At 60.9% G+C, this 25,471-nt stretch carries 26 protein-coding genes; 18 read left to right on the top strand and 8 right to left on the bottom strand.

Going from position 1 to position 25,471, the window contains the following annotated elements:
• Window positions 1-204: 204 nt before the first annotated feature.
• A complete protein-coding gene (locus IB266_RS10995) occupies window positions 205-1,794 on the bottom strand; it encodes an amidase family protein (protein WP_192261196.1) in 1,590 nt (529 codons plus the stop codon).
• Window positions 1,795-2,183: 389 nt separating this feature from the next.
• On the opposite strand from IB266_RS10995, the gene IB266_RS10990 reads away from it, so the two are divergent.
• From IB266_RS10990 to IB266_RS10965, 6 genes are all read left to right on the top strand, one after another.
• Complete coding sequence (locus IB266_RS10990; protein ID WP_192261195.1) at window positions 2,184-3,311, top strand: glycerophosphodiester phosphodiesterase; 1,128 nt, start codon at window positions 2,184-2,186, stop codon at window positions 3,309-3,311.
• Between the two features lie 150 nt (window positions 3,312-3,461).
• Window positions 3,462-3,767, top strand: coding sequence for a PepSY domain-containing protein (locus IB266_RS10985; RefSeq protein WP_072408632.1), 306 nt, complete (start codon window positions 3,462-3,464; stop codon window positions 3,765-3,767).
• Between the two features lie 194 nt (window positions 3,768-3,961).
• Complete coding sequence (locus tag IB266_RS10980) at window positions 3,962-4,984, top strand: transporter (protein WP_072408633.1); 1,023 nt, start codon at window positions 3,962-3,964, stop codon at window positions 4,982-4,984.
• A gap of 142 nt (window positions 4,985-5,126) precedes the next feature.
• Complete coding sequence (locus IB266_RS10975; protein ID WP_162893862.1) at window positions 5,127-5,270, top strand: hypothetical protein; 144 nt, start codon at window positions 5,127-5,129, stop codon at window positions 5,268-5,270.
• Between the two features lie 37 nt (window positions 5,271-5,307).
• Window positions 5,308-5,538 (top strand): hypothetical protein, encoded by a 231-nt coding sequence (locus IB266_RS10970; protein WP_192261194.1) that lies wholly within the window; start codon window positions 5,308-5,310, stop codon window positions 5,536-5,538.
• A gap of 102 nt (window positions 5,539-5,640) precedes the next feature.
• The gene (locus tag IB266_RS10965) at window positions 5,641-6,840 is read left to right on the top strand and encodes an MFS transporter (protein WP_060740977.1); all 1,200 of its coding nucleotides are present in this window, start codon (window positions 5,641-5,643) and stop codon (window positions 6,838-6,840) included.
• Here IB266_RS10965 and arfB read toward each other — a convergent pair.
• Window positions 6,837-7,250 (bottom strand): alternative ribosome rescue aminoacyl-tRNA hydrolase ArfB, encoded by a 414-nt coding sequence (arfB, locus tag IB266_RS10960; RefSeq protein ID WP_060740976.1) that lies wholly within the window; start codon window positions 7,248-7,250, stop codon window positions 6,837-6,839. The genes IB266_RS10965 and arfB overlap by 4 nt on opposite strands.
• A 156-nt stretch (window positions 7,251-7,406) precedes the next feature.
• On the bottom strand, window positions 7,407-8,822 hold the full coding sequence (locus IB266_RS10955; RefSeq protein ID WP_192261193.1) for an amino acid permease: 1,416 nt from the start codon (window positions 8,820-8,822) through the stop codon (window positions 7,407-7,409).
• Between the two features lie 938 nt (window positions 8,823-9,760).
• Between IB266_RS10955 and IB266_RS10950 the strand changes: the two genes are divergently transcribed.
• Both IB266_RS10950 and IB266_RS10945 read left to right on the top strand, forming a co-directional pair.
• Window positions 9,761-9,898, top strand: coding sequence for a hypothetical protein (locus IB266_RS10950; protein ID WP_003178782.1), 138 nt, complete (start codon window positions 9,761-9,763; stop codon window positions 9,896-9,898).
• 93 nt (window positions 9,899-9,991) lie between these two features.
• On the top strand, window positions 9,992-10,957 hold the full coding sequence (locus IB266_RS10945) for a leucyl aminopeptidase (protein WP_192261192.1): 966 nt from the start codon (window positions 9,992-9,994) through the stop codon (window positions 10,955-10,957).
• A 191-nt stretch (window positions 10,958-11,148) separates the two neighbouring features.
• Here IB266_RS10945 and rluB read toward each other — a convergent pair whose 3' ends face one another.
• From rluB to IB266_RS10920, 5 genes are all read right to left on the bottom strand, one after another.
• Window positions 11,149-12,384: a 23S rRNA pseudouridine(2605) synthase RluB gene (rluB, locus tag IB266_RS10940; RefSeq protein WP_192261191.1), complete on the bottom strand. Its 1,236-nt coding sequence runs from the start codon at window positions 12,382-12,384 to the stop codon at window positions 11,149-11,151.
• A 345-nt stretch (window positions 12,385-12,729) separates the two neighbouring features.
• Window positions 12,730-13,683: an SMC-Scp complex subunit ScpB gene (gene scpB / locus IB266_RS10935; RefSeq protein ID WP_192261190.1), complete on the bottom strand. Its 954-nt coding sequence runs from the start codon at window positions 13,681-13,683 to the stop codon at window positions 12,730-12,732.
• Window positions 13,684-13,694: 11 nt separating this feature from the next.
• A complete protein-coding gene (locus IB266_RS10930; protein WP_165826070.1) occupies window positions 13,695-14,393 on the bottom strand; it encodes a segregation and condensation protein A in 699 nt (232 codons plus the stop codon).
• 132 nt (window positions 14,394-14,525) lie between these two features.
• Entirely contained in the window at window positions 14,526-15,155 is a 630-nt protein-coding gene (locus tag IB266_RS10925) for an L-threonylcarbamoyladenylate synthase (RefSeq protein WP_053124883.1), read from the bottom strand.
• Window positions 15,156-15,168: 13 nt separating this feature from the next.
• A complete protein-coding gene (locus tag IB266_RS10920; RefSeq protein ID WP_060740970.1) occupies window positions 15,169-16,032 on the bottom strand; it encodes a PHP domain-containing protein in 864 nt (287 codons plus the stop codon).
• Between the two features lie 87 nt (window positions 16,033-16,119).
• Between IB266_RS10920 and IB266_RS10915 the strand changes: the two genes are divergently transcribed.
• From IB266_RS10915 to IB266_RS10870, 10 genes are all read left to right on the top strand, one after another.
• The gene (locus IB266_RS10915; RefSeq protein ID WP_192261189.1) at window positions 16,120-16,716 is read left to right on the top strand and encodes a septation protein A; all 597 of its coding nucleotides are present in this window, start codon (window positions 16,120-16,122) and stop codon (window positions 16,714-16,716) included.
• Window position 16,717: 1 nt separating this feature from the next.
• A complete protein-coding gene (locus tag IB266_RS10910; protein ID WP_060740968.1) occupies window positions 16,718-17,017 on the top strand; it encodes a YciI family protein in 300 nt (99 codons plus the stop codon).
• Between the two features lie 107 nt (window positions 17,018-17,124).
• Window positions 17,125-17,535: a hypothetical protein gene (locus IB266_RS10905; RefSeq protein WP_060740967.1), complete on the top strand. Its 411-nt coding sequence runs from the start codon at window positions 17,125-17,127 to the stop codon at window positions 17,533-17,535.
• Between the two features lie 7 nt (window positions 17,536-17,542).
• The gene (locus IB266_RS10900; RefSeq protein WP_192261188.1) at window positions 17,543-18,220 is read left to right on the top strand and encodes a response regulator transcription factor; all 678 of its coding nucleotides are present in this window, start codon (window positions 17,543-17,545) and stop codon (window positions 18,218-18,220) included.
• Between the two features lie 226 nt (window positions 18,221-18,446).
• Complete coding sequence (locus tag IB266_RS10895; RefSeq protein ID WP_192261187.1) at window positions 18,447-18,884, top strand: Spy/CpxP family protein refolding chaperone; 438 nt, start codon at window positions 18,447-18,449, stop codon at window positions 18,882-18,884.
• Between the two features lie 67 nt (window positions 18,885-18,951).
• Window positions 18,952-20,292 (top strand): ATP-binding protein, encoded by a 1,341-nt coding sequence (locus tag IB266_RS10890; protein ID WP_192261186.1) that lies wholly within the window; start codon window positions 18,952-18,954, stop codon window positions 20,290-20,292.
• Between the two features lie 248 nt (window positions 20,293-20,540).
• Window positions 20,541-21,968, top strand: coding sequence for a di-heme oxidoredictase family protein (locus IB266_RS10885; protein WP_192261185.1), 1,428 nt, complete (start codon window positions 20,541-20,543; stop codon window positions 21,966-21,968).
• A 28-nt stretch (window positions 21,969-21,996) separates the two neighbouring features.
• Window positions 21,997-23,061 carry an imelysin family protein gene (locus IB266_RS10880; RefSeq protein WP_192261184.1) on the top strand — a complete coding sequence of 355 codons (1,065 nt, stop codon included), beginning with the start codon at window positions 21,997-21,999 and terminating at the stop codon, window positions 23,059-23,061.
• A gap of 2 nt (window positions 23,062-23,063) precedes the next feature.
• Window positions 23,064-24,161 carry a DUF1513 domain-containing protein gene (locus IB266_RS10875; RefSeq protein ID WP_192261183.1) on the top strand — a complete coding sequence of 366 codons (1,098 nt, stop codon included), beginning with the start codon at window positions 23,064-23,066 and terminating at the stop codon, window positions 24,159-24,161.
• A gap of 155 nt (window positions 24,162-24,316) precedes the next feature.
• The gene (locus IB266_RS10870; RefSeq protein ID WP_192261182.1) at window positions 24,317-25,465 is read left to right on the top strand and encodes an efflux RND transporter periplasmic adaptor subunit; all 1,149 of its coding nucleotides are present in this window, start codon (window positions 24,317-24,319) and stop codon (window positions 25,463-25,465) included.
• Window positions 25,466-25,471: the final 6 nt, after the last annotated feature.

Below are 25,471 nucleotides of genomic sequence, written 5' to 3'. Positions count from 1 at the left end.
TGCGTCCCTCGGGACGTCTGATCGATGGTTTACACGCAGGGCAAGCGGATGCTGGAATTAAGGTTTCCCTCTGCGGGGAAACTGTGCCGCCAAGATTACCGTAGACCGGCCTGAAAAAGCACCGCAACAGAGGTATTCGTCTCGACCTGGATTAAATCAGCTCGATGAGCCGGGCAGTTCCCGGCTCATCGGATCAGTACCTCGTCACGGTCTGAATGTTGGATGGACCAGTTTCAAGGAAGCTTGCTCATAGGCATAGGCAAATCCCAATACCCCGGCGTCTTGCCACATGGACCCGATAAACGATATGGAAGTTGGCTCACCCTCCGGCTCTACACCAGACGGTACGGTGATGATCGGGTAGCCTGCGATGGCAGCGCTCGGCTGGGAGACATAGTCATAATCGGCCACCATGACATCCAGCGTGTGATTCTGGAACTGAGTGTCGATTAGGCTTTTGAAACTTGCCCGTATCGGCAACCATAGAGCATCTACTTGTTCTTCACTTAACGTTTGCGCGTTGATTTGCTCAAGCATCCCCTGGCCATGGTTCCCTTCCACCGGATTTTGCTCGTTGAAATCTATCAACGTTTCAATAGACGTAATTGGCAACCCACTACGAGTACTCAAGTAAGTCTGCAGTTCGAGCTTCATCGCCGCTGCCAATACTTGAACGTAGTTGCTCATGTCTGGAAGGCTCAGCGTCACCGGAACGAGGGTAGCGCCATTATCCCTGAGGGTTTTTACCGCCGCGCAATATTGAGGGCTGAGGTCGTGCACCATCCCGTTACCCAAATCACATTGCGACCGCTTCACGCTCTTCACGACGGGAAACAGCGGAAAAGCACCGAGATGTTTCTCGCCTTCATCCAGGATCACCCCGACGCGTTTGCCTTGCAACGCCTCGGTGGATAAAGCGCTGGTGTAATCGGTGCCTTGCGGTGCATTGCCGGTCAGTGGGTCAGCTGGATCGGAGCCTGCCAACTGGTACAGCAGCAAAGCGGCATCATAGACGTTGCGTGCTATTGGCCCGGGGGTGTCCTGCCGCCGGGTGATTGGAACGACACCCGAGCGACTCAGCAATCCAAGGCTGGGTTTGAAGCCTACGACCCCATTGACGGCGGATGGGCAGATGATCGAGCCATTGGTCTCGGTGCCCACCGAAATGGGCGCAAAACCCGCAGCCACACTAGCCGCCGAGCCAGAGCTGGAGCCACAGGTACCTGCGCTTAAAACATGAGGGTTGAGCCCTTGTCCACCTCGACCGCTCCACCCTTGTGGCACTCTCAGGTCCCTCATTCCAGCCCATTCGCTCATGTTGGCTTTGCCCAGGATAATGGCGCCAGCGTCGCGTAGCCGCTGGATGACGAAGGCGTCTTGCGCGGCCGGCATCCCCACCATCGCCAGTGATCCGGCAGACGTCTGCATCTGGTCCGCAGTGTCGATATTGTCCTTGATCAATACCGGTATACCGTGCAGCGGACCTCGAACGTTACCGCTTGCGCGCTCACTGTCGCGTAACGCTGCATCTGCCAGGGCCTGAGGATTCAGTTCGAGAACAGCCTTGAGGTGAGGACCTTCCTTATCCAGCGTCTGGATCCGGTTATTCAAATAGTTCACCAGCTCCACCGAAGTCAGCTGGTTGGCAGTCAATCTCTGATTGAGTTCCGTGACACTCAAATACTCGTAGGCCTGCGTGGCCTCTTCAGTTGTTTTTGCCTGGGCTTGGACAGTGATTGCAATGCAGGATAAAAATCCGAGCTTAGCTATCCACAACGTTCTTTTATTACTCATGTCGATCCTTTGGCATGGAGAATACAAGCGAACTGTTTCGCTCTGCCGCGCATAGTAAGAGTCGAAAAAAACAGAAGCACTGCCAGAACCGTTAGGCGATATTGCTCGATTTTTTAGCCAGGTCAGACAAACCAGGGAACTACGCTGTACACGCTGTTTCAGCGAGCGAATCGATGAGGAGACAAGAATTTTCTTGTAAATATTCAGAATGATCGACGCCGGACTCCTCCCCTTTTAATACACGAAAATCGCTGAGCCAAGCGGTCTGCATAGCAGCCTCAGGCGAGGGAAAAATTGCATTGCGCAGGTTTAGGTCGGTTTGGCGATAGCGCCGAACGCGTTCAATTGTTAAAAGAGAAGCCTTTGAAAATCACGAAAGGATCTCGAGCATGCCTGTCACCTTCACCCGCAGCGCCTTGGTGCTGAGCCTGTTGCTCGGCTTTGGCCAGACACAAGCCTCCGAAGCTCCGAGCCCCAAGGCCCTGGCAACCCTTCAAGGCATTCCGCATCCGGCGGTCATCGCCCACCGCGGTGCCTCGTTCGACGCGCCGGAATCCACCGCCGCCGCCTACAAGCTGGCTCGCGACCTGGGTGCCGACTATCTGGAACTGGACCTGCAACGCAGCAAGGACGGAGTGTTGTTCGTCCTGCATGACGACAGCCTGCTGCGCACCACGGATGTCGCCACCAAGTTTCCCGAACGCAAGGACAGCACCGCCAACGAGTTCACCATGGCGGAACTCAAAACCCTCGATGCCGGCACCTGGTTCAACACCGCCTATCCGGACCGCGCCCGTCCTTCGTTCGCCGGCCTGAAAATCCTTACCCTCGATGAAGTGATCGACATTGCCGAAGGCAACCCACAGCACAAACCGGGGCTGTATATCGAAACCAAGGAGCCGAAGCTGTTTCCCGGCATCGAACGTGACCTCAAGGACAAATTGCAGGACCGTGGCTGGTTGAGCCCCTCCGGCTCCAAGCTCGCAAAAAGCGCCACCGGGGTCGGTCAAGGCAAGGGCAAGGTCGTCTTGCAGACCTTCGAGAAGAGCAGCCTGGAACTGTTGCACAAAGAGATGCCGAAGGTGCCGAAGATCCTCTTGCTGTGGGTCGGCGAGGGCAACATCGAACCCAAGTCCAAGGTGCCGTTTGCCGAATCCGGTGAAACGGACAAGGCGGTCTACTATGCCAAGCAGGAACCCAAGGACAGGGCGGAATTCGAGAAATGGGTCCAGTACGCCAAGGCCCAGGGCGCAGTGGGCACCGGTCCGTCCGCGGCCTTGACCCATGGCGGCAGCCAGAGTTACTCGGATCTGGTGCAGCCGTGGATGAACCAGTACACCCATGCCCAGGGTTTGCTGGTGCATGTCTACACCGTGGATGAGCCGGTGGACTTCAAGAAAGTGATGGACGCCGGCGTCGATGGCATCTTCACCAACCGGGCCAGTGAACTGCTCAAATACTTCAAGCGTCCCGATCCGGGCAGCGTGGCGCAGTTGCTGGAGAAGAACGGTTACTGATCCGAACACGCCCATGGATCAGCGGCGTTAGTCCCATGGGCTTTATCCTGTTTTTACAAATTTTTCCGAATTAAGGGTGAATTAAGTTGCCAGAGATAATCTGAACCCACTTAAACGACTCACCCCTTAATGACACCAAGGAAAGAACTTATGAAAACGTTGACTGCCCTGTTCACCGCTGCCGCCCTGACCCTCACCGCTGGCCTGGCCCAGGCTGACGTTCGAATCGACCAGGTTCCGCAACTGGTCAAGGAAGGCAAGATCAAATCCCTGGAATCGATGAACGAAGAAGCCCTGAAGTTGCACCCAGGTGCCACCATCACCGACACCGACTTGGATAACCACTTCAACGGTTATGAGTATGAAGTGGAACTGAAAACCGCCGATGGCAAAGAGTTTGACGTTGACTTCGACGCTACAACCGGCAAAGTCCTGAGCAACAAGCAAGACACTTGATCCATCGGCAAAAAAGAGCCGCGCAACTTTCGAGTTGCGCGGCTTTTTGTTTGGCGTATGTGAAAATTCGCTACCAACTCCACAGGTCCAGCACCGCTACATACCTGTCACAAAACCTTCAAGAAAGCTTGCAATGATGCCGTTCAAGTGAACCTGTTGTCGCCGCGACAGGCACTCCCCGCCAGCGAGCCCTCATGAACCACAGCATCGACCAAAGCCATCGCGATCCTGACCTGTTCGGCCTGCTCTACGGCTTTCGTTTCCGCCCCGGCGAGCGTGGCAGGGAGATCGATTCGGCCCAGGCCCTGCGAAGCCTGCAACAACCGCAAGACCCGGATGAGTTTCTCTGGCTGCACCTGAACCTGGCTCACGCAGCTTGCGAACGCTGGATGAAAAGCCACCTGGCCCTGCCCGAGGAGTTTTTCGAAGCCTTGCACGAAGGTTCACGCTCGACCCGGATCGAACATGTGGACTCGGCATTGCTGGCCGTGGTCAACGACGTGGTGTTCAACCTCAGCAACCTGGTGTCCTCGGATGTCTCCACGTTGTGGGTTTGCGTGCACAGTCGGTTGATCATCAGCGCGCGCCTGCAACCTTTGCATTCGGTCGACAAGCTGCGCTCATCGGTCAAGGCCGGCGAGTGCTTTCGCTCACCGCTGGAACTGCTCGTGCATCTACTACGCGACCAAGGCGAAGTGCTGACTCAGATCGTGCGCAAGACCAGTCTCAGCGTCGACCAGATCGAAGACCAATTGCTCTCTTCGCGACTGTCCACCAACCGCTCCGAGTTGGGCGCCCAACGTCGCGTGCTGGTGCGTCTGCAACGCTTGCTGGCCTTGGAGCCAGGCTCGTTGCTGCGCTTGCTCAACCGCCCACCGCAATGGTTGCAGAAGGAAGACGTCAAGGAACTGCGCAAGTCCACCGAGGAGTTTGCCCTGATCATCAACGACCTCACCGCCCTGGGCGAGCGGATCAAGCTGCTGCAGGAAGAGATCGCTGCCAACCTCAACGAACAAAGCAACCGTACGCTGTTCACCCTGACAGTGGTCACGGTCCTGGCGCTGCCCATCAACATCATTGCCGGTTTCTTTGGCATGAACGTCGGCGGCGTACCGCTGGCCGGTGATCCCGAGGGCTTCTGGATCCTGGTGGCGCTGGTGGCAACCTTTACCGTGATTGCAGGCCGATGGGCGTTTCGCAAGCGACGCGACTATTGAGCATGACCTGTCCAGACAACTCCTTTTGTCGGCACGCCTGGATTTAAAAGTCTTTTTGTCATTTCTCCTGGGGTATCCTGCCCACGCTTTGTAAAAGCGCGGATCTACCAGATCTATCCACAGACTTTGCGAGGAGCGCGATATGCACGAGATCCCTAATCTCCCCTTCCCAAGCCTGCACGACACTGAGCAGACGACCACGCTACAAGCCGGGGGGCAACCTGATGCCCAGCAACCCGAGCCCAAGGAAGCCACTGAACGCCGCCAGGCCGACAGCGAAGACTGATTGACCCGCACCACCAGACCGTGTGGAAAGCGCTAAGATGCGCTTTCCACACTGCCTGAACCCGAGTGCCCCCATGACCGATGACACCCCTCCCTTCAGCGAAAGCCAGGCCAGCGTCCTGATCGGTACCGCCGAGAAAATGGTCGAGATCTGGACCCGCCTCCCCGCCGAGAAACAAGCGGCCCTGCTGGCCCGTTTCGGCAGCGAAGAAAACGCCATCGCCGCGCTGGTCACCACGCGCCTGGTCAGCGGACAGCACGACACCTGAACCACCATTGGGCAAATAGTTTTACTTTTCCACGCCCGGACGCCGCGCTCACCGTTATCATAAGCAGCCTATCTATCCTGCTGCTCCGTGGACCTCTTTCCCATGTCAGATTCCCAGCGCCCCCTGGCGGTCACGCTGCAAGTCGTTTCCATTGTCCTGTTCACCTTCATCGGCTACCTGAATATCGGCATTCCCCTGGCCGTGCTGCCCGGTTTCGTCCATGGCGAACTGGGTTTCGGCGCGGTGATCGCCGGGCTGGTGATCAGCGTGCAGTACCTGGCCACCCTGCTCAGTCGCCCTTATGCAGGGCGAATCATCGACAACCTGGGAAGCAAGCGCGCGGTGATGTTCGGCCTCGCCGGCTGCGGGCTGAGCGGTGTGTTCATGCTCGTGTCGGCCTGGACGCCCCACCTGCCGACACTCAGCCTGATCAGCCTGTTGATCGGTCGCCTGGTGCTGGGCAGTGCCGAAAGCCTGGTGGGTTCGGGTTCGATTGGCTGGGGCATTGGCCGGGTCGGTGCAGCGAATACCGCCAAGGTGATTTCCTGGAACGGCATCGCCAGTTACGGCGCGCTGGCGATCGGTGCGCCGCTGGGGGTATGGCTGGTCAATGCGTTGGGGCTGTGGAGCATGGGCGTCAGCATCATCTTGCTGGGTTTGCTGGGGCTGGCATTGGCCTGGCGCAAAACCGCAGCGCCCATCGTCGCTGGCGAACGCCTGCCGTTCATGCATGTGTTGGGACGTGTGCTGCCACACGGCTGCGGCCTGGCCCTGGGCTCCATCGGGTTTGGCACGATCGCGACCTTCATCACCCTGTACTACGCCACGCAGCACTGGGACAACGCCGTGCTGTGCCTGAGCCTGTTCGGCGCCAGCTTCATCGGCGCGCGCCTGTTGTTCGGCAACCTGATCAACCGTCTGGGCGGCTTTCGCGTAGCGATTGCCTGCCTGTCGGTGGAGACCCTCGGCCTGTTGCTGTTGTGGCTCGCACCGGATGCCCACTGGGCCCTGGCGGGCGCGGCGTTGAGCGGTTTCGGCTTTTCCCTGGTGTTTCCTGCGCTGGGCGTGGAAGCGGTCAACTTGGTGCCGGCCTCCAGTCGTGGGGCGGCGGTGGGCGCCTATTCGCTGTTCATTGATTTGTCGTTGGGGATCACCGGGCCACTGGCCGGTGCGATTGCCGCGGGCTTCGGCTTTGCTTCGATCTTTCTGTTCGCCGCCCTGGCAGCCCTGGGTGGGTTGGCACTGAGCGTCTACCTGTACCGGCAGGCGCCCCGCTACCGTGAAGCGCGGGAGAAGGACTAGAAATCCACCTTGCCGCGCCCGGCCTTGATCGAGCCGCGCTTGGTCTTGGATTCCAGGCGACGCTTTTTCGAACCCAGGGTCGGCTTGGTCGGGCGGCGCTTCTTTTCGACCTTGGTGGCGCTGAGGATCAGTTCGGACAAGCGCTCCAGCGCGTCGGCCCGGTTCTGTTCCTGCGTGCGGTATTGCTGGGCCTTGATGATCAGCACACCGTCGCTGGTAATGCGACTGTCGCGCAGGGCCAGCAACCGCTCCTTGTAGAACTCGGGTAGCGACGAGGCCGGAATGTCGAAGCGCAAATGCACGGCGCTGGAGACCTTGTTGACGTTCTGCCCCCCGGCCCCCTGGGCGCGGATGGCCGTCAGCTCGATCTCGGCGTCCGGGATATGCACAGTGTTGGAAATCGCCAGCATGGGAAAAGGGTCCGCTATCAGGACCCACAGAATACCCCAGGGCGACGCCTAACTCCTGTGGGAGCGAGCTTGCTCGCGATTGCAGTGTGTCAGTCACCCTTGATATTGCTGACCCACCGCCATCGCGAGCAAGCTCGCTCCCACAGGGCTTCGTGTTTACTTGGCAGCCGCCACAGCCAATTCCTGGCGGGCACTGCGCTTGTTCTTGATCACGTAGCACACCCACATAAACACCACCCACACCGGAATCGCGTAGACCGAGATCTGGATGCCGGGAATCAGCAACATCACGCCCAGGATGAACACCACGAACGCCAGGCAGATGTAGTTGCCGTACGGATACCACAGCGCCTTGAACAGTGGCGTCTGGTGGGTCTGGTTCATATGCTGGCGGAACTTGAAGTGCGAGTAGCTGATCATCGCCCAGTTGATCACCAGGGTCGCGACCACCAGCGACATCAACAACTCCAACGCATGCTGCGGGACCAGGTAATTCAACAGCACCGCCACCAGCGTGACCGCCGCCGACGCGAGGATCGAACGTACCGGCACGCCGCGCTTGTCGATCTTGGACAAGGCCTTGGGCGCATCGCCCTGCTCGGCCATGCCCAGCAACATGCGGCTGTTGCAGTAGGTGCCGCTGTTGTACACCGACAACGCGGCGGTCAGCACCACGAAATTGAGGATATGCGCAGCGGTGTTGCTACCCAGCATCGAGAACACCTGCACGAACGGGCTGCCGCTGTAGGCATCGCCGGAAGCGTTAAGGGTGGCCAGCAGGCTGTCCCAAGGCGTCAGGGACAACAGCACCACGAGCGCGCCGATGTAGAAAATCAGAATCCGGTAGATCACCTGGTTGATGGCCTTGGGGATCACTGTTTTCGGTTTGTCGGCCTCAGCGGCGGTGAAACCGAGCATTTCCAGGCCACCGAAGGAGAACATGATGATCGCCATGGCCATCACCAGGCCGCTCACGCCGTTGGGGAAGAACCCACCATGGGACCACAGGTTGGTCACCGACGCCTGCGGGCCACCATGACCGCTGACCAGCAAATAGCTGCCCAAGGCAATCATGCCGACAATCGCCACGACCTTGATGATCGCGAACCAGAACTCGGCCTCGCCGAAGACTTTGACATTGGCCAGGTTGATCGCATTGATCAGGATGAAAAACGCCGCCGCCGACACCCAGGTCGGAATGTCCGGGGCCCAGTAATGGATGTACTTGCCGACCGCGGTCAGCTCGGACATGCCCACCAGGATGTAGAGAATCCAGCAGTTCCAACCCGACAGGAACCCGGCGAAACCGCCCCAGTACTTGTGGGCAAAGTGGCTGAAGGACCCGGCGACGGGCTCTTCGACGATCATTTCGCCCAACTGGCGCATGATCATGAAGGCGATGAAACCGCAGATGGCGTAGCCGAGGATCATCGACGGGCCGGCTGATTTCAGCACCCCCGCAGAGCCGAGGAACAGGCCGGTGCCGATCGCGCCACCGAGGGCGATCAGTTGAATGTGTCGATTTTTCAGGCCGCGTTTCAGCTCGCCCGAATGCGAGTTTTGTCCACTCATGAAAAGGGTCTCACGCAAGGTTTGATGATGTTCGTTAGACGTTGCCGCTCGAATCGGATCTCAAGCAGCGCCGATCAAACCCCAGCGCAGGCACCAGGAATTCAGCGTTTTTACAACGGTCATGCGTCACCTGTTTGTTTTTATCTGTGACGAAATCGAACCCGACACGCTTGTGGCGTGGCGGAGTGAACAAGGTGGATAACCTTGAAAGTGCGTGGGTACGCGAAGGGTCACAGTAAAACGCGGCGCATTGTACACCGCTGACCCCCTGCTGCCAGACACCACCGGATCAGCGTGTCGTTTGCCGGGATTGCATGGGTCCACCTCGAACGTGCCGGGCGGCTGCAAAAAAGTGTCCAGGCCCTTGCGAGCCCCTGAAGGGTGTAGCGCTAAAAACGCCACGACGGGAGAAATGCACTGGAGCTGCGGCGTTCATTGCGCCTCCTTCTTGTTATTCACCTGCACGACAGGCATGGGGCGCATCTCACCCTGCCCATCGATTCGAAACAAGCGAGCCAGAGCCTTGGAAAACCCTGCAGGGCGGGGCTTACGGAAGTTTTTTCTTACGCTTCGGGGAAACGACGTTTCGGCCCCTCTCGGCGGGCCTTTTTCGTCAGTATTTCTTTACAACCCGTCACGCAAACTTTCCAAGTAGGAAAATTCCGTAGGCTGACTGCAAATTGACGGTAGGTAGCTACCTATTTAAAAAAACACCCAGGCGGCTGTTTTTGAATGAGTAATGTTGTCGTTGAAAATGGAACAAAAAGTTCAAACGAAAAAAATAAAATTATTTTTTTGCAATCCAAAAAACCCTCGACTAGGTTTTCAGCGACTTGCCAAGGCATCGTGCCGACAAGTTCTGCGGTACCGTCGCCGGCCTGTTTCCACTCGCCGAATCGGTCCGCTGATTTCCGTAAAAGTCATCTAGGAGATTCACTATGCAAGCACTGGACAAAGACTTGGAAACCGAACTGCAACTGGACGAATGGTTTGAAGCCCCGACCCATGAAGCCGCCGTAGAAATGATGCAAGCCGACGCCGTGGTTCCGTTCGGCACGGCGATGTGGCCTCTGTAGGCACCGCCCGGCGGAGGCGATCCGGCCGGTCGACTCCGCCACTTTTTGCCGGTTGTCAGGGAAGTTAAATGAACTTGTCAGGGAAGAATAAGCATGGACACACAACGAGCCATCTCACATTTCCTTTACTATCTCGAACACCATCCCGCCCTGGCTGGCATTCAGCCCGCCAAGGTGTTGCTCGGTCATACCGCTGACTACGAAGCGCTGACCGGCGCCATTGCCGAACAGGCGGGCAGCGGCTCGCCCTTCCGGTTCAGCGCCATGCGCCTGGACCTCGAGCCCACGGAGCGTCTGTCCAAGGCCATTGCCGACAGCGATCTGTATATTTTCTTCTACGACTCTTCCACCCTGCCCAACCCACGTCCCGACGGCCCGGACTTTGTCCGTGCGCTGCAAGGCGTGATGGCCGACAACTGGAGGAAATCGCTGCTGTTCAAGGACTATGGCAATTATTTCTACGACACCTTCAGCGTGATTCCCCAGCGCATTGCCGGGCTCAACAGTCACCTGATCCGGCGCATGTCCCAGGCGACGACCCTGAGTTTTCAGGATGACCACGGTTCATATTTCGACACCGCCCTGGGCGGCGTGAAGAAATGGACCGACATCAACGGGGTCGGCAACTACGACCTGGCCCCCGGCGAAATCGCCACCCACAGCGACACCATCAATGGCCGGGTGAATTTCGTCGGCACATTCCTGAGCACCATCCCGTTCGCACGTAAATACGGCGTGTTGCAATCGCCGCTGGAGCTGTGGATCGAAGACTCCACCATCCAGAAAATCGCCACCGATGTACCTGGCCTGGAGCACGACTTCAACAAATACCTGGACGCCAACCCCTCCAATCGCCGCATCGAGGAATTGGGGATCGGCACCAACGAAGGGGTCAAGAGCCTATACGCCCGCAATGCCGGTTTCGAGGAGCGCCACTGCGGCTTGCACCTGGGGCTCGGCGGTGGGGCCAAGGGCAGCCATCACCTGGATCTGATTTTCGAGAGCGGCGTATTGGCGCTGGATAACGAGCCGATGTTTGATGGACGGTTTGTGCTTTAGGTCGGGATTTCTACAAGGCTGATGCCGCCATCGCGAGCAAGCTCGCTCCCACAGTGGGACGACGTTGAATGTAAATCTTCCATTCGCTGAAGCCCCTTGCTCGCGATAGCGACTCACCGGCACCGCATCAATGAAAGCCAGGCAAAAAAAAGCCAACTCGAAAGTTGGCGTTTTTCATGTGCGGCTGCCGATCACTCCGGCTTACGACGCCCAAACCCCGGACGCTGTCCCGAACCCGCCGGTGCACCACGGCGCTTGCCCGATGGCGCGTCGCGGTCGGCCAGGACGATACCCGGGCGTTTTTTCGGCGCCGGCTTGGCCGGACGCTTGGTGTCGGCCGGGCGATCGGCGACGGGCGTACCGCGACCCGCCGGAGCACCGCGACCTTCACCGCGCTCGGTCCGACCATTGGCCGGACGCGGCGCCCGTGGGCCACGCTCACCGTCCTGACGAGGCGCAGGCTTGCGGGCCGGGCGTTCACCTTCGATCTGCGGCTCGCGGGAAGGACGCGGACCGGTCGCCACCCCTTCAGCAGCCGGACGCAGCGTACGCACGCGCTCGGTCTTGCCCATCGGGCGCGAGGATTTACGCTGCATCCGCTCCAGCTTGTCCTTGCTCTTGGCGGTCATCTGCGGCATCGCCACCGGCTTGAGACCCACTTCGGCGGCCAGGATGTCGACTTCGTACTGGCTCATTTCGCGCCAGCGGCCCATCGGCAGGTCGGAGTTGAGGAACACCGGGCCGAAACGCACGCGCTTGAGGCGGCTGACCACCAGCCCCTGGGATTCCCACAAACGCCGTACTTCACGGTTACGGCCTTCCATCACCACGCAGTGATACCAGTGGTTGAAGCCTTCACCGCCGGGCGCCTGCTTGATGTCGGTGAAACGCGCCGGGCCGTCTTCCAGCACCACGCCGGCCTTGAGGCGCTCGATCATCTCATCGTCGACTTCGCCACGCACACGCACGGCGTATTCGCGGTCCATCTCGTAGGACGGGTGCATCAAACGGTTGGCCAGCTCACCGTCGGTGGTGAACATCAGCAAACCGGTGGTGTTGATGTCCAGGCGACCGATGTTGATCCAGCGGCCTTCTTTCGGACGCGGCATCTTGTCGAACACGGTCGGACGGCCTTCCGGGTCGTCACGGGTGCAGATCTCGCCGTCGGGTTTGTTGTACATGATCACGCGGCGCACCGTTTCGGCGGCCTCTTCGCGCTTGATGACTTTGCCATCGATGGTAATGGCGTCGTGCATGTCGACACGCAGGCCCAAGGTGGCATCTTTGCCATTGACCTTGATCCGGCCCTGGGTGATCCAGGCTTCCACGTCACGGCGCGAACCGACGCCGATACGGGCGAGGACTTTTTGCAGCTTCTCGCCTGCTGGGCCGATTTCCTGGCTGTCGTTCTGGTCTTGGTCTTTCATTCTGGGCACCTCCCGGTGTGGTCGGGTCAGGCTTGGCCTGACGCTTTGAAAACGGGTCTTGGACGAAGGGATCGCCAAAGGGTCGCGAATCATACGCCTGTTGAGGCGATTGCGCATCTGAGACTAGCTGATCAACCCAGGCTCAGCGCTTTTTCCGCCGACCGGTGGCGCAATGCAGGCTCCTGGTGGAGTTCATGATGCACCGCATTACCCTCCTGTGGGAGCGGGCTTGAACTCGAAGAGGGAGTGTCAGGCCAATCAATGTTATTGACCCACCGCCTTCGCGGGCAAGCCCGCTCCCACAGGGGACGGTGGTGTGTCACACAGGTCTGCGCACAAGTTGGATCAATCGTCGAACTGGCGCCGTTCGTTCTCGATCGCTTCAGCCAGGGCACGGGCTTCGGCTTCTTCGTCGCTCAATTCAGGCTCGGGCTCGCGCGGTTCGAGGGCGGCGACAGCGGCCAGCAGTTTTTCCCGGGCTTCGGCAACGCCGAGGATGTCTTCTTCGGGTTCAGGCTCGGCCTGACGTTCAACTTCGTGGTCGGCCTCGGGTGGCTCATCCGACTCATCTCCAGGACCAGGCCCCTCACGCAGCAGGTCGTCGAAATCAGTCTTCAAGCCCTCCTCCATGGTGTCCAGCTCCAGCAACAACGAATGGAAACTGGTCTCTTCCTTCGGCTCCTCAGGCTCGGCGCTGGCATCCGCCAGTTCCTGCAGGCCTTGGGGTACCGGGGCGTCGTCGAACTCCAGCATCGGTTCGGGTTCCAGCTCCCGCAGTTCGGCCAGGGGCGGCAGGTCATCCAGGTTCTTCAGGTTGAAGTGATCGAGAAAGGCCTTGGTGGTGGCGAACATCGCGGGTTTGCCCGGCACATCGCGATAGCCGACGACGCGGATCCACTCGCGCTCCAGCAACGTCTTGACGATATGGCTGTTGACCGCCACGCCCCGTACATCCTCGATCTCGCCCCGGGTGATCGGTTGGCGATAGGCGATCAACGCCATGGTCTCGAGCATGGCGCGGGAGTAACGCTGCGGCCGCTCTTCCCACAGGCGTCCGACCCAGGGCGCGAACTTCTCACGGATCTGCAGACGATAACCGGACGCCACTTCCTTGAGTTCGAAAGCCCGTCCTTCGCAGGACTTGCCCAACAGCGTCAGGGCTTTCTTGAACACGGCCGGCTCGGGTCGCTCGCCTTCTTCGAAGAGTTCGAACAGGCGCTCCATCGATTGCGGCTTTCCCGAGGCCAACAGGAAAGCTTCAAGCAAGGGGGCCAGCTCGCGGGGTTCAGTCAGATTCATTGATTTGCTCGTTATTCGGCTCGTGCCCGCACGTGGATCGCTGCGAACGGCTCATTCTGCACCAGCTCGACCAAGGATTCCTTGACCAATTCCAGGACCGCCATAAACGTCACCACCACCCCCAACCGCCCTTCCTCGGCGGTGAACAGCTCGACGAATGGCACGAAGCCACCGCCCTTGAGCCGCTCCAGCACATCGCTCATGCGCTCGCGGGTGGACAGCGCTTCGCGGCTGACCTGGTGACTTTCAAACATATCGCCTCGGCGCAGGACCTCGGCCATGGACATCAGCAGCTCTTCCAAACTCACATCCGGCAGCAACTTGCGCGCCCGCGCTTCGGGCGCATCGAGCTTGGGCACCACCACGTCGCGCCCCACCCGGTTCAAGCCATCGAGGCCTTCAGCGGCGACCTTGAAGCGTTCGTACTCCTGCAAGCGCCGGATCAACTCCGCCCGCGGGTCGTCCTCTTCCGCTTCGACCTCCGCCGAGCGCGGCAGCAACATCCGCGACTTGATCTCGGCCAGCATGGCCGCCATCACCAGGTACTCGGCCGCCAGTTCCAGGCGTACCGACTGCATCAGCTCGACGTAGCCCATGTACTGGCGGGTGATTTCCGCCACGGGGATGTCGAGGATATTGATGTTCTGTTTACGGATCAGGTATAGCAGCAGGTCAAGCGGGCCCTCGAAGGCTTCGAGGAACACTTCCAGCGCATCCGGCGGAATGTACAGGTCCAGGGGCATTTCCATGACCGCCTGGCCATAGACCATGGCGAACGGCAACTCCTGCTGCGCGCCGGCCTGGCTGTCGGCATTGTCCACGGCGGTTTCCACGGCGGACATTCAGGCCTCGACCATGAACGGTGTCGGATCGCCGCACCCGACGCGCACCACCTGGGGCTCGCCATCGGCCAGGTTGATCACCGTGGACGCCGACATGCCGCCGAAACCGCCATCGATGATCAGGTCCACCTGATGCTCGAGTATCTGGCGCATCTCATAGGGATCGGTCAACGGCTCGGTCTCGCCGGGCATGATCAGCGTCACGCTCATCAGCGGCTCACCCAGTTCCGCCAGCAGCGCCAGGGCGATGGGATGGCTCGGCACCCGCAGGCCGATGGTGCGCTTTTTCGGGTGCAGCAACAGCCGCGGGACTTCCCGGGTGGCATTGAGAATGAACGTGTACGGCCCCGGCAAATGCGCCTTGAGCAAGCGGAAGGTGCCGGTGTCGATCTTGGCGAACAGGCCCAACTGCGACAGGTCGCTGCAGATGAGCGCGAAATTGTGCTTGTCGTCCAGTTGACGCAGGCGTCTGACGCGCTCCACGGCATTCTTGTCGCCGATCTGGCAACCGATGGCGTAGGACGAGTCGGTGGGATAGACCACCACGCCACCACCACGAATGATTTCCACGGCCTGTTTGATCAGGCGCGCTTGCGGGTTTTCCGGATGAATCTGGAAAAATTGACTCACGTGTTCTACCTGTTCAGACGGCGGCGGTAACGGGATCATGTTTGAATCTACACCAGAGTGGTGGCAGATCTTCCGGCAACGGGCGGTATTCGCCGATCTCGGACCAGCCCCCAGGGCCATGGAAATCACTGCCGGCGGTGACCAGCAGGCCGAACTCACGGGCCAGGATCGCCAAGCTGCCCACTTGCTCGGCAGGCTGATGGCCGTTGACCACCTCAATGGCATGGCCCCCCGCTTGAATATAGTCGGCGACCAGGCGGCGGCGCTTGCTGCGGGTGAAATCATAGTGCCATGGATGAGCCAGGCTGACCCAGGCGCCAGCGGCCCGCAGGGTCTGGACGGTTTCTTCCAGGGTCGGCCAGTGCTGCTTGACGTCCCCCAGCTTGCCGGCCCCCAACCATTTGCGGAACGCTTCGGCGCGATCCTTGACGAACCCTTCGCGCACCATCCAGTCGGCAAAGTGTGGCCGGGCCGGTGCGTTGCCGCTGTCGCCCAGTTCCTGCTGGATCTGCCGGGCGCCGTCCAGCGCACCGGGCATGCCCTTGAGGGCCAGCTTGCGGCTGATCTCTTCGGACCGCAGCCAGCGCCCGTCGCGCAGTTGTGCGATGGCCTGGACCAGCGCCGGCGCATTCACATCGAAACCATAGCCCAGCACATGGATGGTCGCCCCGCCCCAGGTACACGACAACTCGACCCCGTTGACCAGCTGCATGCCCAGCGCCGTGGCGGCGCTGCGGGCCTCGTCGAGGCCTTCGAGGGTGTCGTGATCGGTCAGGGCCAGGACTCGCACGCCGTGCTCGAACGCCCGCGCCACCAGAACCGCAGGCGCCAGGGCGCCATCGGAGGCCGTGCTATGGCAGTGCAAATCAACATTCACGAGAGTTTGTTACCTCAAATCAGCTGGCCCTATCGCGGCCAAGGATGTTTGTTATTATGCCGCCACATCCTGCTTCTGGCTGCCACTGTGAAACAATTCATCGACTTCATCCCGCTCCTGCTGTTTTTCATCGTCTACAAACTTGATCCCCGGACCGTCGATTTCGCCGGCCACTCCTTGACTGTAGGCGGTATTTACAGCGCCACCGCAGTGCTGATCATCAGCTCCCTGGTGGTCTACGGCGCGCTGTTCGTGTCCCAGCGCAAGCTGGAGAAGAGCCAGTGGCTGACCCTGATCGCCTGCCTTGTATTCGGCAGCCTGACCCTGGCGTTCCACAGCGAAACCTTCCTCAAATGGAAGGCCCCGGTGGTCAACTGGCTGTTTGCCCTCGCTTTCATCGGTAGCCACTTCATCGGCGACCGACTGCTGATCAAGCGCATCATGGGCCATGCCATCAACCTGCCAGAACTGATCTGGACCCGGTTGAACATCGCCTGGATCGCGTTTTTCCTGTTCTGCGGCGCCGCCAACCTGTTCGTTGCGTTCACGTTCCAGGAGTACTGGGTCGACTTCAAGGTCTTCGGCAGCCTGGGCATGACGCTGCTGTTCCTGATTGGCCAGGGCATCTACCTGTCCCGTCACCTGCACGATGCCGACCCCACCACGCCTAAAACCGAGGACTGACATGCTCTACGCAATCATTGCCACCGACGTCGCCGACTCCCTGGAAAAACGCCTGGCCGTGCGCCCGGCACACCTGGAGCGCCTGCAACAGCTCAAGTCCGAAGGTCGTATCGTGCTGGCCGGCCCGCACCCGGCGGTGGACAGCAATGACCCGGGTGCCGCCGGCTTCAGCGGCAGCCTGATCGTGGCCGAGTTCGACTCCCTGGTCGCCGCCCAGGCCTGGGCCGAGGCCGATCCGTTCGTGGCGGCCGGCGTCTACGCCAATGTCGTGGTCAAGCCGTTCAAGCAAGTCCTGCCGTAAATCCCCCCTGGCGCGATGGGCCTTCACGGCTCATTGCCGCCGTTGCTCATCTTTATCGCTCGCCGGCCGACAACCTGTCTAATCTCGATTGGAATTCAGGAGTTGCAATGCGCAAAGGTCCGTTGTGCCTGTTGTTGGTCTCGTTGGCGATCGGAGCGCCCGCCCATGGCGAGGAAAGCACTGAGGGCAGTCATTCGGCGCCCTTGTCCCTGAGCGCCGGCGGCCAGATCGCCGAACTGCAGCAACGCTTGAAAGACAGCGAACGCCAGCGTGAAGAGCTGAGCAAACAACTGCAAAATGCCGACAGCGAGCGCGAAAGCGCTGTGCTGGCCCGGCTGCGCCAGGAAAACCAGCGCCTGAAGCTGCAACTCAAGGAAGCCCAGGCCAGCCCGCTGCCACGGCTGTTGACCGATCAACAGCAATGGTTCGTCATTGGTGCCGGGGTAGCGCTATTGGCCTTGCTCTGCGGTATCTTTGCCAGCGGTGGACGTAGACAACGTCGGCAATGGCTAAATTGAGTGAGTCATGAGCGAGCTGTTACTGATAGATGATGACCAGGAGCTGTGTGAGCTCCTCGTGAGTTGGCTGAGCCAGGAAGGGTTTCAGATCCGCGCCTGTCACGATGGCCAGAGTGCCCGCAAGGCCTTGGCCGAAACCGCCCCGGCTGCCGTGGTCCTGGACGTGATGCTGCCCGACGGCAGTGGCCTGGAACTGCTCAAGCAATTGCGCAACGATCACCCGGAACTGCCGGTGCTGATGCTGTCGGCCCGGGGTGAGCCGCTGGACCGTATCCTCGGCCTGGAACTGGGCGCCGATGACTACCTGGCCAAGCCCTGCGACCCACGGGAACTGACCGCCCGCTTGCGCGCCGTGCTGCGTCGCAGCCATCCGGCGGCCGTGTCCAGCCAGATCGAACTGGGTGACCTGACCTTCAGTCCGGTGCGTGGCGTCGTCAGCATCGACGAACAGGAACAGACCCTCACCGTTTCCGAAAGCCGCCTGCTCGAAGCGCTGCTCAAGCAACCGGGCGAGCCGCTGGACAAGCAGGAACTGGCGCAGATCGCCCTGGGCCGCAAGCTGACCCTGTACGACCGCAGCCTCGATATGCACGTAAGCAACCTGCGCAAGAAAATCGGCCCCCACCCCGACGGTCGCCCGCGCATCGTGGCGCTGCGTAGCCGGGGTTATTACTACAGCCTCTAGAGGTTACGGCTCTAGAGACTGTGAGTGCTGCTACAGCCCCTGGAGGCTTTTGTGGCGAGGGTCTCCTTCCCATTGCATGCCCCACGGGGTTTTGTGCAGGCTGTTTGTCAGCATCGAACCAAACCGTCTTTACCCAAGCTTTACGCCCCCCTGACCGCCGTTGACCTTGATCTCCGTAATCTGCACACATCCGGAACTGACCGGGAATGAGACAAGGAGACACACCATGCGCAAGACCCTTATCGCTCTGATGTTCGCTGCCGCCCTGCCGACCGTCGCCATGGCCATGCCCGAAGGCCCCGGCCCGATGGGTCCGATGGACGGCCCGCGTCACGGCGGCCAGATGCACGACAAAGGCCCCTACAGCCAACTGGACCTGAGCCACGAACAACGCCAGCAGATTCGCCGGATCATGGGCGAACAGCGCCACGAGCGCCGCGAACTGGTGGAGAAGTACCTGGCCAAGCTGTCGCCAGCCGACCAGAAAGCCATGCAGGACGAAATGCAGGCCCGGCATGAGAAAGTCGATGCCCAGATCCGTGGTTTGTTGAAGCCTGAGCAGCAAAAGGAATTCGACGCGATCCAGAAGAAACAGGCCGAACGTCGCGCCGAGTGGGCTGAGTTCAAAGCCTGGAAAGCGCAACAACCGCAAAAAGCGCAATAATGCACTGACGCTTGCCCAGCCCAACGGCCAATCGCCGTTGGGCTTTCTTTGTTTTCGAGGATTTATCGTGCGTTCATTGTTCTGGCGCATCCTGGCCAGTTTCTGGCTGGCCATCGCCCTGGTTGCAGGGCTTTCGATCCTGATGGGCCACATGCTGAACCAGGACGCCTGGATCCTCAGCCGTCACCCGGGCCTCAATACCCTGCCCGAAGAATGGACGCAAACCTACGAAAGCCAGGGCGAGGATGCCGCCCAGGACATCCTGCAACAGCGCAAGCGCCAGTATCACATCGACGTCCAGGTGTTCAACGAAAGCGGCGACCCGGTGGTACGCGGCACCTTCCCCCATCGTGCCGCGGCCTTCGAGGCCCGGCAGAACAACGACGACCGACGCCTGCCCTGGCGGCGGCTGACCGACGAGTTCACCAGCGCCAAAAGTGGCGACACGTACCTGTTCATCTACCGCATTCCCCATCCCGAACTGGATGCCTGGCACCGCGGCAGCCTGCTCTGGCCCCTCAGTGCACTGGGCATCGCACTGGTGGTGCTGACCTTGTTCAGCCTGTTGGTGACGCTTTCCATCACCCGTCCGCTGAATCGACTGCGCGGCGCGGTGCATGACCTGGGCCAGGCCGCCTACCAGCAGAACAGCCTCGCCAAGCTGGCCAACCGGCGAGACGAGTTCGGCGTGCTGGCCACCGACTTCAACCGCATGGGCGCGCGCCTGCAAAGCTTGATCGGGAGCCAACGGCAGCTATTGCGGGACGTGTCCCACGAACTGCGCTCGCCCCTGGCCCGGCTGCGCATTGCCTTGGCATTGGCTGAACGGGCCAGCCCCGAGGAACGTGAAAAACTCTGGCCACGCCTGACCCGCGAGTGCGATCGCCTGGAAGCGTTGATCAGCGAAATCCTGGTCCTGGCCCGGGTCGATGCCGACAACGCCAGCGCCGAAGAGGTGGACCTCAACGGTTTGCTGTTCACCCTGCAAAAAGATGCACAACTGGCGTCACCGGAGCAAACCGTGCAGTTTGAAACCGAGGCAGACCTGACCCTCAAGGGCTGGCCGACCATGATCGAGCGAGCGGTGGACAACCTGCTGCGTAACGCCCAGCGCTTCAATCCGACCGGGCAACCCATCGAGATGCGCGCGGCACGCCAGGGCGAACGGATCCTGATCAGCGTGCGCGACCACGGGCCTGGCGTGGAGGCCGAACACCTGGGTCAATTGGGCGAACCGTTCTACCGCGCCCCTGGCCAGACTGCCGCCGGCCATGGCCTGGGCCTGGCGATTGCGCGTCGTGCCGCCGAGCGCCATGGCGGTGCGCTGGTGTTGGGCAACCATCCTGACGGTGGGTTCGTCGCGACCCTGGAACTGCCGTTGGTGCCGGGGGCTGTTGTCCAGCCATAACCTGCAAATGAACAGTGAATCTGTTGATTCCAAGGCAATGCTGGCCCCTGTGGCGAGGGAGCTTGCTCCCGCTGGGCTGCGAAGCGGCCCCTGGATTTTGCGGTCGCTGCGCAACCGAGCGGGAGCAAGCTCCCTCGCCACGGTGAATCAAGCGCGATCTCATGAACCAAACGATAATTCCTCTTATTCAAACTCCCCGGCCCTGTTAGACTTTGCGCCCTATTTTCACCTCTCTCCCAGGTCGCCCGATGCCGTCGTTGCCTCTTCGTTTATGTGCACTGTTCATGGCCCTGGGCCTGAGTGCCTGCGATGACGCTCCGCGTTTTACCCAGGCCGAACCGGGTGAAGCCCGCTCTGGTGGCGCCGCGACGGTTCGCAAGAGCGATCAGAACGCCTTTTCCCTGCCCTCGGCTAACCTGCCGCCTTCGCGGCGCGTGGATTTCAGCGTCGGTAACAGTTTCTTCCGCAGCCCCTGGGTGATCGCCCCTTCGACCACCACCGCCCGGGACGGCCTCGGCCCGTTGTTCAACACCAACGCCTGCCAGAACTGCCACATCAAGGACGGTCGCGGCCATCCGCCGGCGCCAGACGCGAGCAGCGCGGTGTCGATGCTGGTGCGCCTGTCGATTCCCGATGCGCCGGCCTACGCCAAGGTCATCGAACAACTGGGAGTGGTGCCGGAGCCGGTTTACGGTGGGCAATTGCAGGACATGTCGGTGCCCGGCGTCGTGCCCGAAGGCAAAGTGCGGGTCGATTACACGCCGGTCCCGGTGCGTTTCAAGGACGGCACCGTCGTCGAACTGCGCAAGCCGAACCTGCAGATCACCCAGTTGGGGTATGGCCCGATGCACCCCGACACGCGCTTTTCCGCCCGTGTCGCTCCGCCAATGATCGGCCTGGGTCTGCTGGAGGCCATCCCCGACGAGGCGCTCCTGGCGAACGCCAAAGCCCAGGCGCGGGAAAACAACGGCATTGCCGGTCGTCCCAACCAGGTCTGGGACGATGCCCAACAGAAAACCGTACTTGGACGGTTTGGCTGGAAGGCCGGCCAACCCAACCTCAACCAACAGAACGTCCATGCGTTCTCCGGTGACATGGGCCTGACGACGAGCCTGCGGCCCTTCGACGATTGCACCGAAGCCCAGGTCGATTGCAAGCGCGCCCCCAGCGGCAACGGCCCGGACGGCGAGCCGGAAGTCAGCGACAACATCCTGCGACTGGTGCTGTTCTACAGCCGCAACCTCGCCGTGCCGGCCCGTCGCGAGGTGAATTCTCCCCAGGTATTGGCGGGCAAGAATCTGTTTTTCCAGGCCGGTTGCCAGTCTTGCCACACCCCCAAATACACCACCGCCGCCAACGCCGCTGAACCGGAGCTTGCCAACCAGGTCATCCGCCCCTACACCGACCTGCTGCTGCACGACATGGGCGAAGGCCTGGCCGATAACCGAAGCGAATTCAAGGCCAGCGGCCGTGATTGGCGAACCCCGCCGCTGTGGGGCATCGGCCTGACCGAAACCGTTAACGGCCACACCCAGTTCCTGCATGACGGTCGTGCCCGCAATCTGCTCGAAGCCGTGCTGTGGCATGGCGGCGAAGCACAAGCGGCGCAACGCCAGGTTTTAGCGTTCAATGCCGAGCAACGCGCTGCGTTGCTGGCCTTTCTGAATTCCCTTTAAATGCCTTTTCCAGAAATGGGAGCCTGACATGTTCCGTCCCAAGCTGTTGTTCACCAGCCTCGCCGCCATCGCCCTCGGTGCCTGCTCGCCCCAGGACCCGCAAGCGGTCACCTCGGCCGCCATCGCCAAGCAGGTGATCCTGCCGACCTACAGCCGCTGGGTCGACGCCGACCGGCAACTGGCAACCAGCGCCCTGGCGTTCTGCCAAGGCAAGGAAAACCTGGACACCGCCCGCGCCGACTTCCTCAAGGCGCAAAAAGCCTGGGCCGAGTTGCAACCCCTGTTGATCGGCCCGCTGGCCGAGGGCAATCGCGCCTGGCAGGTGCAGTTCTGGCCGGACAAGAAAAACCTGGTGGGTCGTCAGGTCGAGCAACTGGTCAACAGCCAGCCACAGATCGACGCCGCCGGCCTGGCCAAGTCCAGCGTGGTCGTACAAGGGCTCTCGGCCTACGAATACCTGCTGTTCGACGCGAAAATCGACATGGCCGACAGCGCCCAGAAAGCCAAGTACTGCCCGCTGCTCACCGCCATCGGCGAACGCCAGAAACAACTGGCCGAAGAGATCCTGTCGGGCTGGAACGCCAACGACGGCATGCTCGCCCAGATGAGCAAGTTCCCCAACCAGCGCTATGCCGACTCCCACGAGGCCATCGCCGATCTGCTGCGCGTGCAGGTCACGGCCCTGGACACGCTGAAGAAAAAACTCGGCACGCCGATGGGCCGCCAGAGCAAGGGCGTACCTCAGCCATTCCAGGCCGATGCCTGGCGCAGCCAGTCGTCGTTGCAAGGGCTGGAAGCCAGCCTGAGCGCGGCCAGGACCGTCTGGGCCGGGGTGGACAACAAGGGCCTGCGCGGTCTGCTGCCAAGCGACCAGAAACCGTTGGCGGACAAGATCGACGCCGCCTACGATGCCTCCTTGAAACTGTTCGCCAGCAGCCAGCGCTCGTTGACCGAAATGCTCAACGACGATGCCGGGCGCCAGCAACTCAACGATTTGTACGACAGCCTCAACGTCGTCCATCGCCTGCACGAAGGCGAACTGGCCAAGGCGCTGGGCATTCAACTGGGCTTCAATGCCAACGACGGTGACTGATCATGTTTCGACGTCAGGTCCTGGCACTGGGCAGCTTGCTGCTCGGCGCCGTCACCCTGGGCGGCTGGACGCTGTTCAAGCAAAAGGACAAGCACCCACTCTTGCTTTCGGCACGGGACGATGGCGACGGCAAGCACTACGCCGTCGGCTATCGACTGGACGGCACACGCGTGTTCGCCACTCAGGTCGGCCAACGCTGCCATGACATCATCAGTCACCCGACGCAGCCGATTGCGCTGTTCGTCGCCCGTCGTCCAGGCACCGAAAGCTACCTGATCGACCTGCGCGACGGGGCGCTGCTGCAAACCATCGCCTCGCTGCCGAACCGGCACTTCTACGGCCACGCAGTCATCCATAACAGCGGCGAATGGCTGTACGCCACCGAGAACGACACCACCGACCCGGGACGCGGCCTGTTGGGCATTTACCGTTTCGAAGGCGAGCGGCTGGTGCACAGCGGCGAGATATCCACCCATGGCATCGGTCCTCACCAGGTGTCCTGGATGCCCGATGGCGAGACGCTGGTGGTGGCCAACGGCGGCATTCGCACCGAGGCCGAAAGCCGGGTCGAAATGAACCTCGACGCCATGGAGCCGAGCCTGGTGCTGATGCAACGCGATGGCACCCTGCTGAGCCAGGAAACCCTCGCCCAATCGATGAACAGCGTGCGCCACCTCGGCATCGCCAGTGACGGCACCATCGTCTCTGGCCAGCAGTTCATGGGCGCTGCCCACGAATCGTCGGAACTGGTGGCGATCAAGCGGCCAGGGCAGCCGTTCCAGGCATTCCCGGTGCCCGAAGAACAATTGCAGGCCATGGGGCACTACACCGCCAGCGTCGCTGTGCACAGCGACCTGCGCCTGGTGGCCCTGACCGCCCCGCGCGGCAACCGCTTCTTCATCTGGGATCTGGACAGTGGCGAAGTCCGCCTGGATGCACCCTTGCCGGACTGTGCCGGCGTGGGCGCGGTAGCCGACGGTTTTGTCGTGACGTCGGGCCAGGGACGTTGCCGCTATTACGATTGCCGTCAGACACAACTGGTTGCAAAACCCCTGGATCTACCGGCAGGGCTCTGGGACAACCATTTACATCTGGCCTGAACAAGGGAGCGAAGCGCCATCGGCGCCAAGCTCCCTGTTTTTCGGAAAAGTCCCACGCACCACAGGCCCGTCAGCATCTGGAATAGCCCGCACACTCAGAGTAATGTGCCCGCCTATCTGTATTTTCTCTCAATTTTTTTCCAAGGAAGTGGAACATGCTGCGACGCCGCATGCTGATCATGTTGGGTGTTGTCCTGCTGGTAGTGCTGCTGCTCGCCGGCTACAAGGCCTTCTCCGTTTACCAAGAGATCCAGTCGTTCTCCGAGCCAAAACCTCCGATCAGCGTCGCCGTGGCCACGGCCGCCCAGCAACCCTGGCAGGCTCGCCTGCCCACCGTGGGCAGTCTGAAGGCGCTGCAAGGGGTGGACCTGAGCCTGGAAATCGCCGGGACCGTGCAGAAGGTGCAGTTCCAGTCGGGGCAAAAGGTCAAGATCGGTCAGCCGCTCCTGCAACTGGACAGCGAAGTCGAAAGCGCCCTGCTGGAAACCGCCGAGGCCGACCTGGGTCTGTCGCAAGTGGATTTCGGTCGCGGCCGACAGCTGGTGGGCAGCCAGGCGATCTCCAAGGGCGAATTCGACCGGCTCTCGGCGCAACTGAAGAAGAACCAGGCCACGGTCAACCAACTCAAGGCGTCGCTGGCCAAGAAACACATCCTGGCGCCGTTCAGCGGCACCATCGGCATTCGCCAGGTGGATGTCGGCGACTACCTGGCCAGTGGCACGGTGATCGCCACCCTACAAGACCTCAGCAGCCTGTACGTGGACTTCTACGTGCCTGAGCAAAGCGTGCCCCGGCTCGCTGTTGCCCAATCGGTCAACGTCAGCGTCTCGGCCTATCCCGGGCAGACCTTCGTCGGCACCATCAGCGCGATCAACCCCAAGGTCGAGGACAGCACCCGCAACGTCCTGGTGCGCGCCACCCTGGCCAACCCCGACGGCAAGCTGCTGCCCGGCATGTTCGCCAACCTGCAGGTGATCCTGCCGGACGTGGCCGCCGGCATCGTCGTGCCGGAAAGCGCCGTGACCTACACCCTCTACGGCAACTCCATGTACGTGGTGACGCAAAAGAAAGCCGCCGACGGCACCGTCGAGAAAGACGACAAGGGCCAGCCGATCCTGATCGCCGAACGGCGTTTCGTTGAAACCGGCGAGCGACGCGACGGCCAGGTGCTGGTTTCCAAGGGCGTGCAGAGCGGCGAACAAGTCGTGATCGCCGGCCAGATCAAGCTCGATAACGGTACGCCGATCGCCATCAGCGACGACAAGACCCTGACCGAACAGAACAGCACGCCGCGCGCGGACTGATCAAGG

Source organism: Pseudomonas sp. Pdm06 (assembly GCF_014851795.1).
Taxonomy (GTDB): Bacteria; Pseudomonadota; Gammaproteobacteria; order Pseudomonadales; family Pseudomonadaceae; genus Aquipseudomonas; species Aquipseudomonas fluorescens_AA.
Note: the sequence above shows the minus strand (reverse complement) of the source record. Positions and strands in the feature narration are given on the sequence as shown.

What these genes read in the sequence shown, in the direction of transcription:
- IB266_RS10970 (WP_192261194.1), top strand. Translation starts at nt 5,308, where the DNA reads ATGCGCTTTCCACACTGCCTGAACCCGAGTGCCCCCATGACCGATGAC.
- IB266_RS10900 (WP_192261188.1), top strand. Translation starts at nt 17,543, where the DNA reads ATGAGCGAGCTGTTACTGATAGATGATGACCAGGAGCTGTGTGAGCTC.
- IB266_RS10980 (WP_072408633.1), top strand. Translation starts at nt 3,962, where the DNA reads ATGAACCACAGCATCGACCAAAGCCATCGCGATCCTGACCTGTTCGGC.
- IB266_RS10885 (WP_192261185.1), top strand. Translation starts at nt 20,541, where the DNA reads ATGCCGTCGTTGCCTCTTCGTTTATGTGCACTGTTCATGGCCCTGGGC.
- IB266_RS10975 (WP_162893862.1), top strand. Translation starts at nt 5,127, where the DNA reads ATGCACGAGATCCCTAATCTCCCCTTCCCAAGCCTGCACGACACTGAG.
- IB266_RS10985 (WP_072408632.1), top strand. Translation starts at nt 3,462, where the DNA reads ATGAAAACGTTGACTGCCCTGTTCACCGCTGCCGCCCTGACCCTCACC.
- IB266_RS10895 (WP_192261187.1), top strand. Translation starts at nt 18,447, where the DNA reads ATGCGCAAGACCCTTATCGCTCTGATGTTCGCTGCCGCCCTGCCGACC.
- arfB (WP_060740976.1), bottom strand. Translation starts at nt 7,250, where the DNA reads ATGCTGGCGATTTCCAACACTGTGCATATCCCGGACGCCGAGATCGAG.
- rluB (WP_192261191.1), bottom strand. Translation starts at nt 12,384, where the DNA reads ATGAAAGACCAAGACCAGAACGACAGCCAGGAAATCGGCCCAGCAGGC.
- scpB (WP_192261190.1), bottom strand. Translation starts at nt 13,683, where the DNA reads ATGAATCTGACTGAACCCCGCGAGCTGGCCCCCTTGCTTGAAGCTTTC.
- IB266_RS10910 (WP_060740968.1), top strand. Translation starts at nt 16,718, where the DNA reads ATGCTCTACGCAATCATTGCCACCGACGTCGCCGACTCCCTGGAAAAA.
- IB266_RS10870 (WP_192261182.1), top strand. Translation starts at nt 24,317, where the DNA reads ATGCTGCGACGCCGCATGCTGATCATGTTGGGTGTTGTCCTGCTGGTA.
- IB266_RS10955 (WP_192261193.1), bottom strand. Translation starts at nt 8,822, where the DNA reads ATGAGTGGACAAAACTCGCATTCGGGCGAGCTGAAACGCGGCCTGAAA.
- IB266_RS10995 (WP_192261196.1), bottom strand. Translation starts at nt 1,794, where the DNA reads ATGAGTAATAAAAGAACGTTGTGGATAGCTAAGCTCGGATTTTTATCC.
- IB266_RS10875 (WP_192261183.1), top strand. Translation starts at nt 23,064, where the DNA reads ATGTTTCGACGTCAGGTCCTGGCACTGGGCAGCTTGCTGCTCGGCGCC.
- IB266_RS10945 (WP_192261192.1), top strand. Translation starts at nt 9,992, where the DNA reads ATGGACACACAACGAGCCATCTCACATTTCCTTTACTATCTCGAACAC.
- IB266_RS10990 (WP_192261195.1), top strand. Translation starts at nt 2,184, where the DNA reads ATGCCTGTCACCTTCACCCGCAGCGCCTTGGTGCTGAGCCTGTTGCTC.
- IB266_RS10965 (WP_060740977.1), top strand. Translation starts at nt 5,641, where the DNA reads ATGTCAGATTCCCAGCGCCCCCTGGCGGTCACGCTGCAAGTCGTTTCC.
- IB266_RS10880 (WP_192261184.1), top strand. Translation starts at nt 21,997, where the DNA reads ATGTTCCGTCCCAAGCTGTTGTTCACCAGCCTCGCCGCCATCGCCCTC.
- IB266_RS10905 (WP_060740967.1), top strand. Translation starts at nt 17,125, where the DNA reads ATGCGCAAAGGTCCGTTGTGCCTGTTGTTGGTCTCGTTGGCGATCGGA.
- IB266_RS10950 (WP_003178782.1), top strand. Translation starts at nt 9,761, where the DNA reads ATGCAAGCACTGGACAAAGACTTGGAAACCGAACTGCAACTGGACGAA.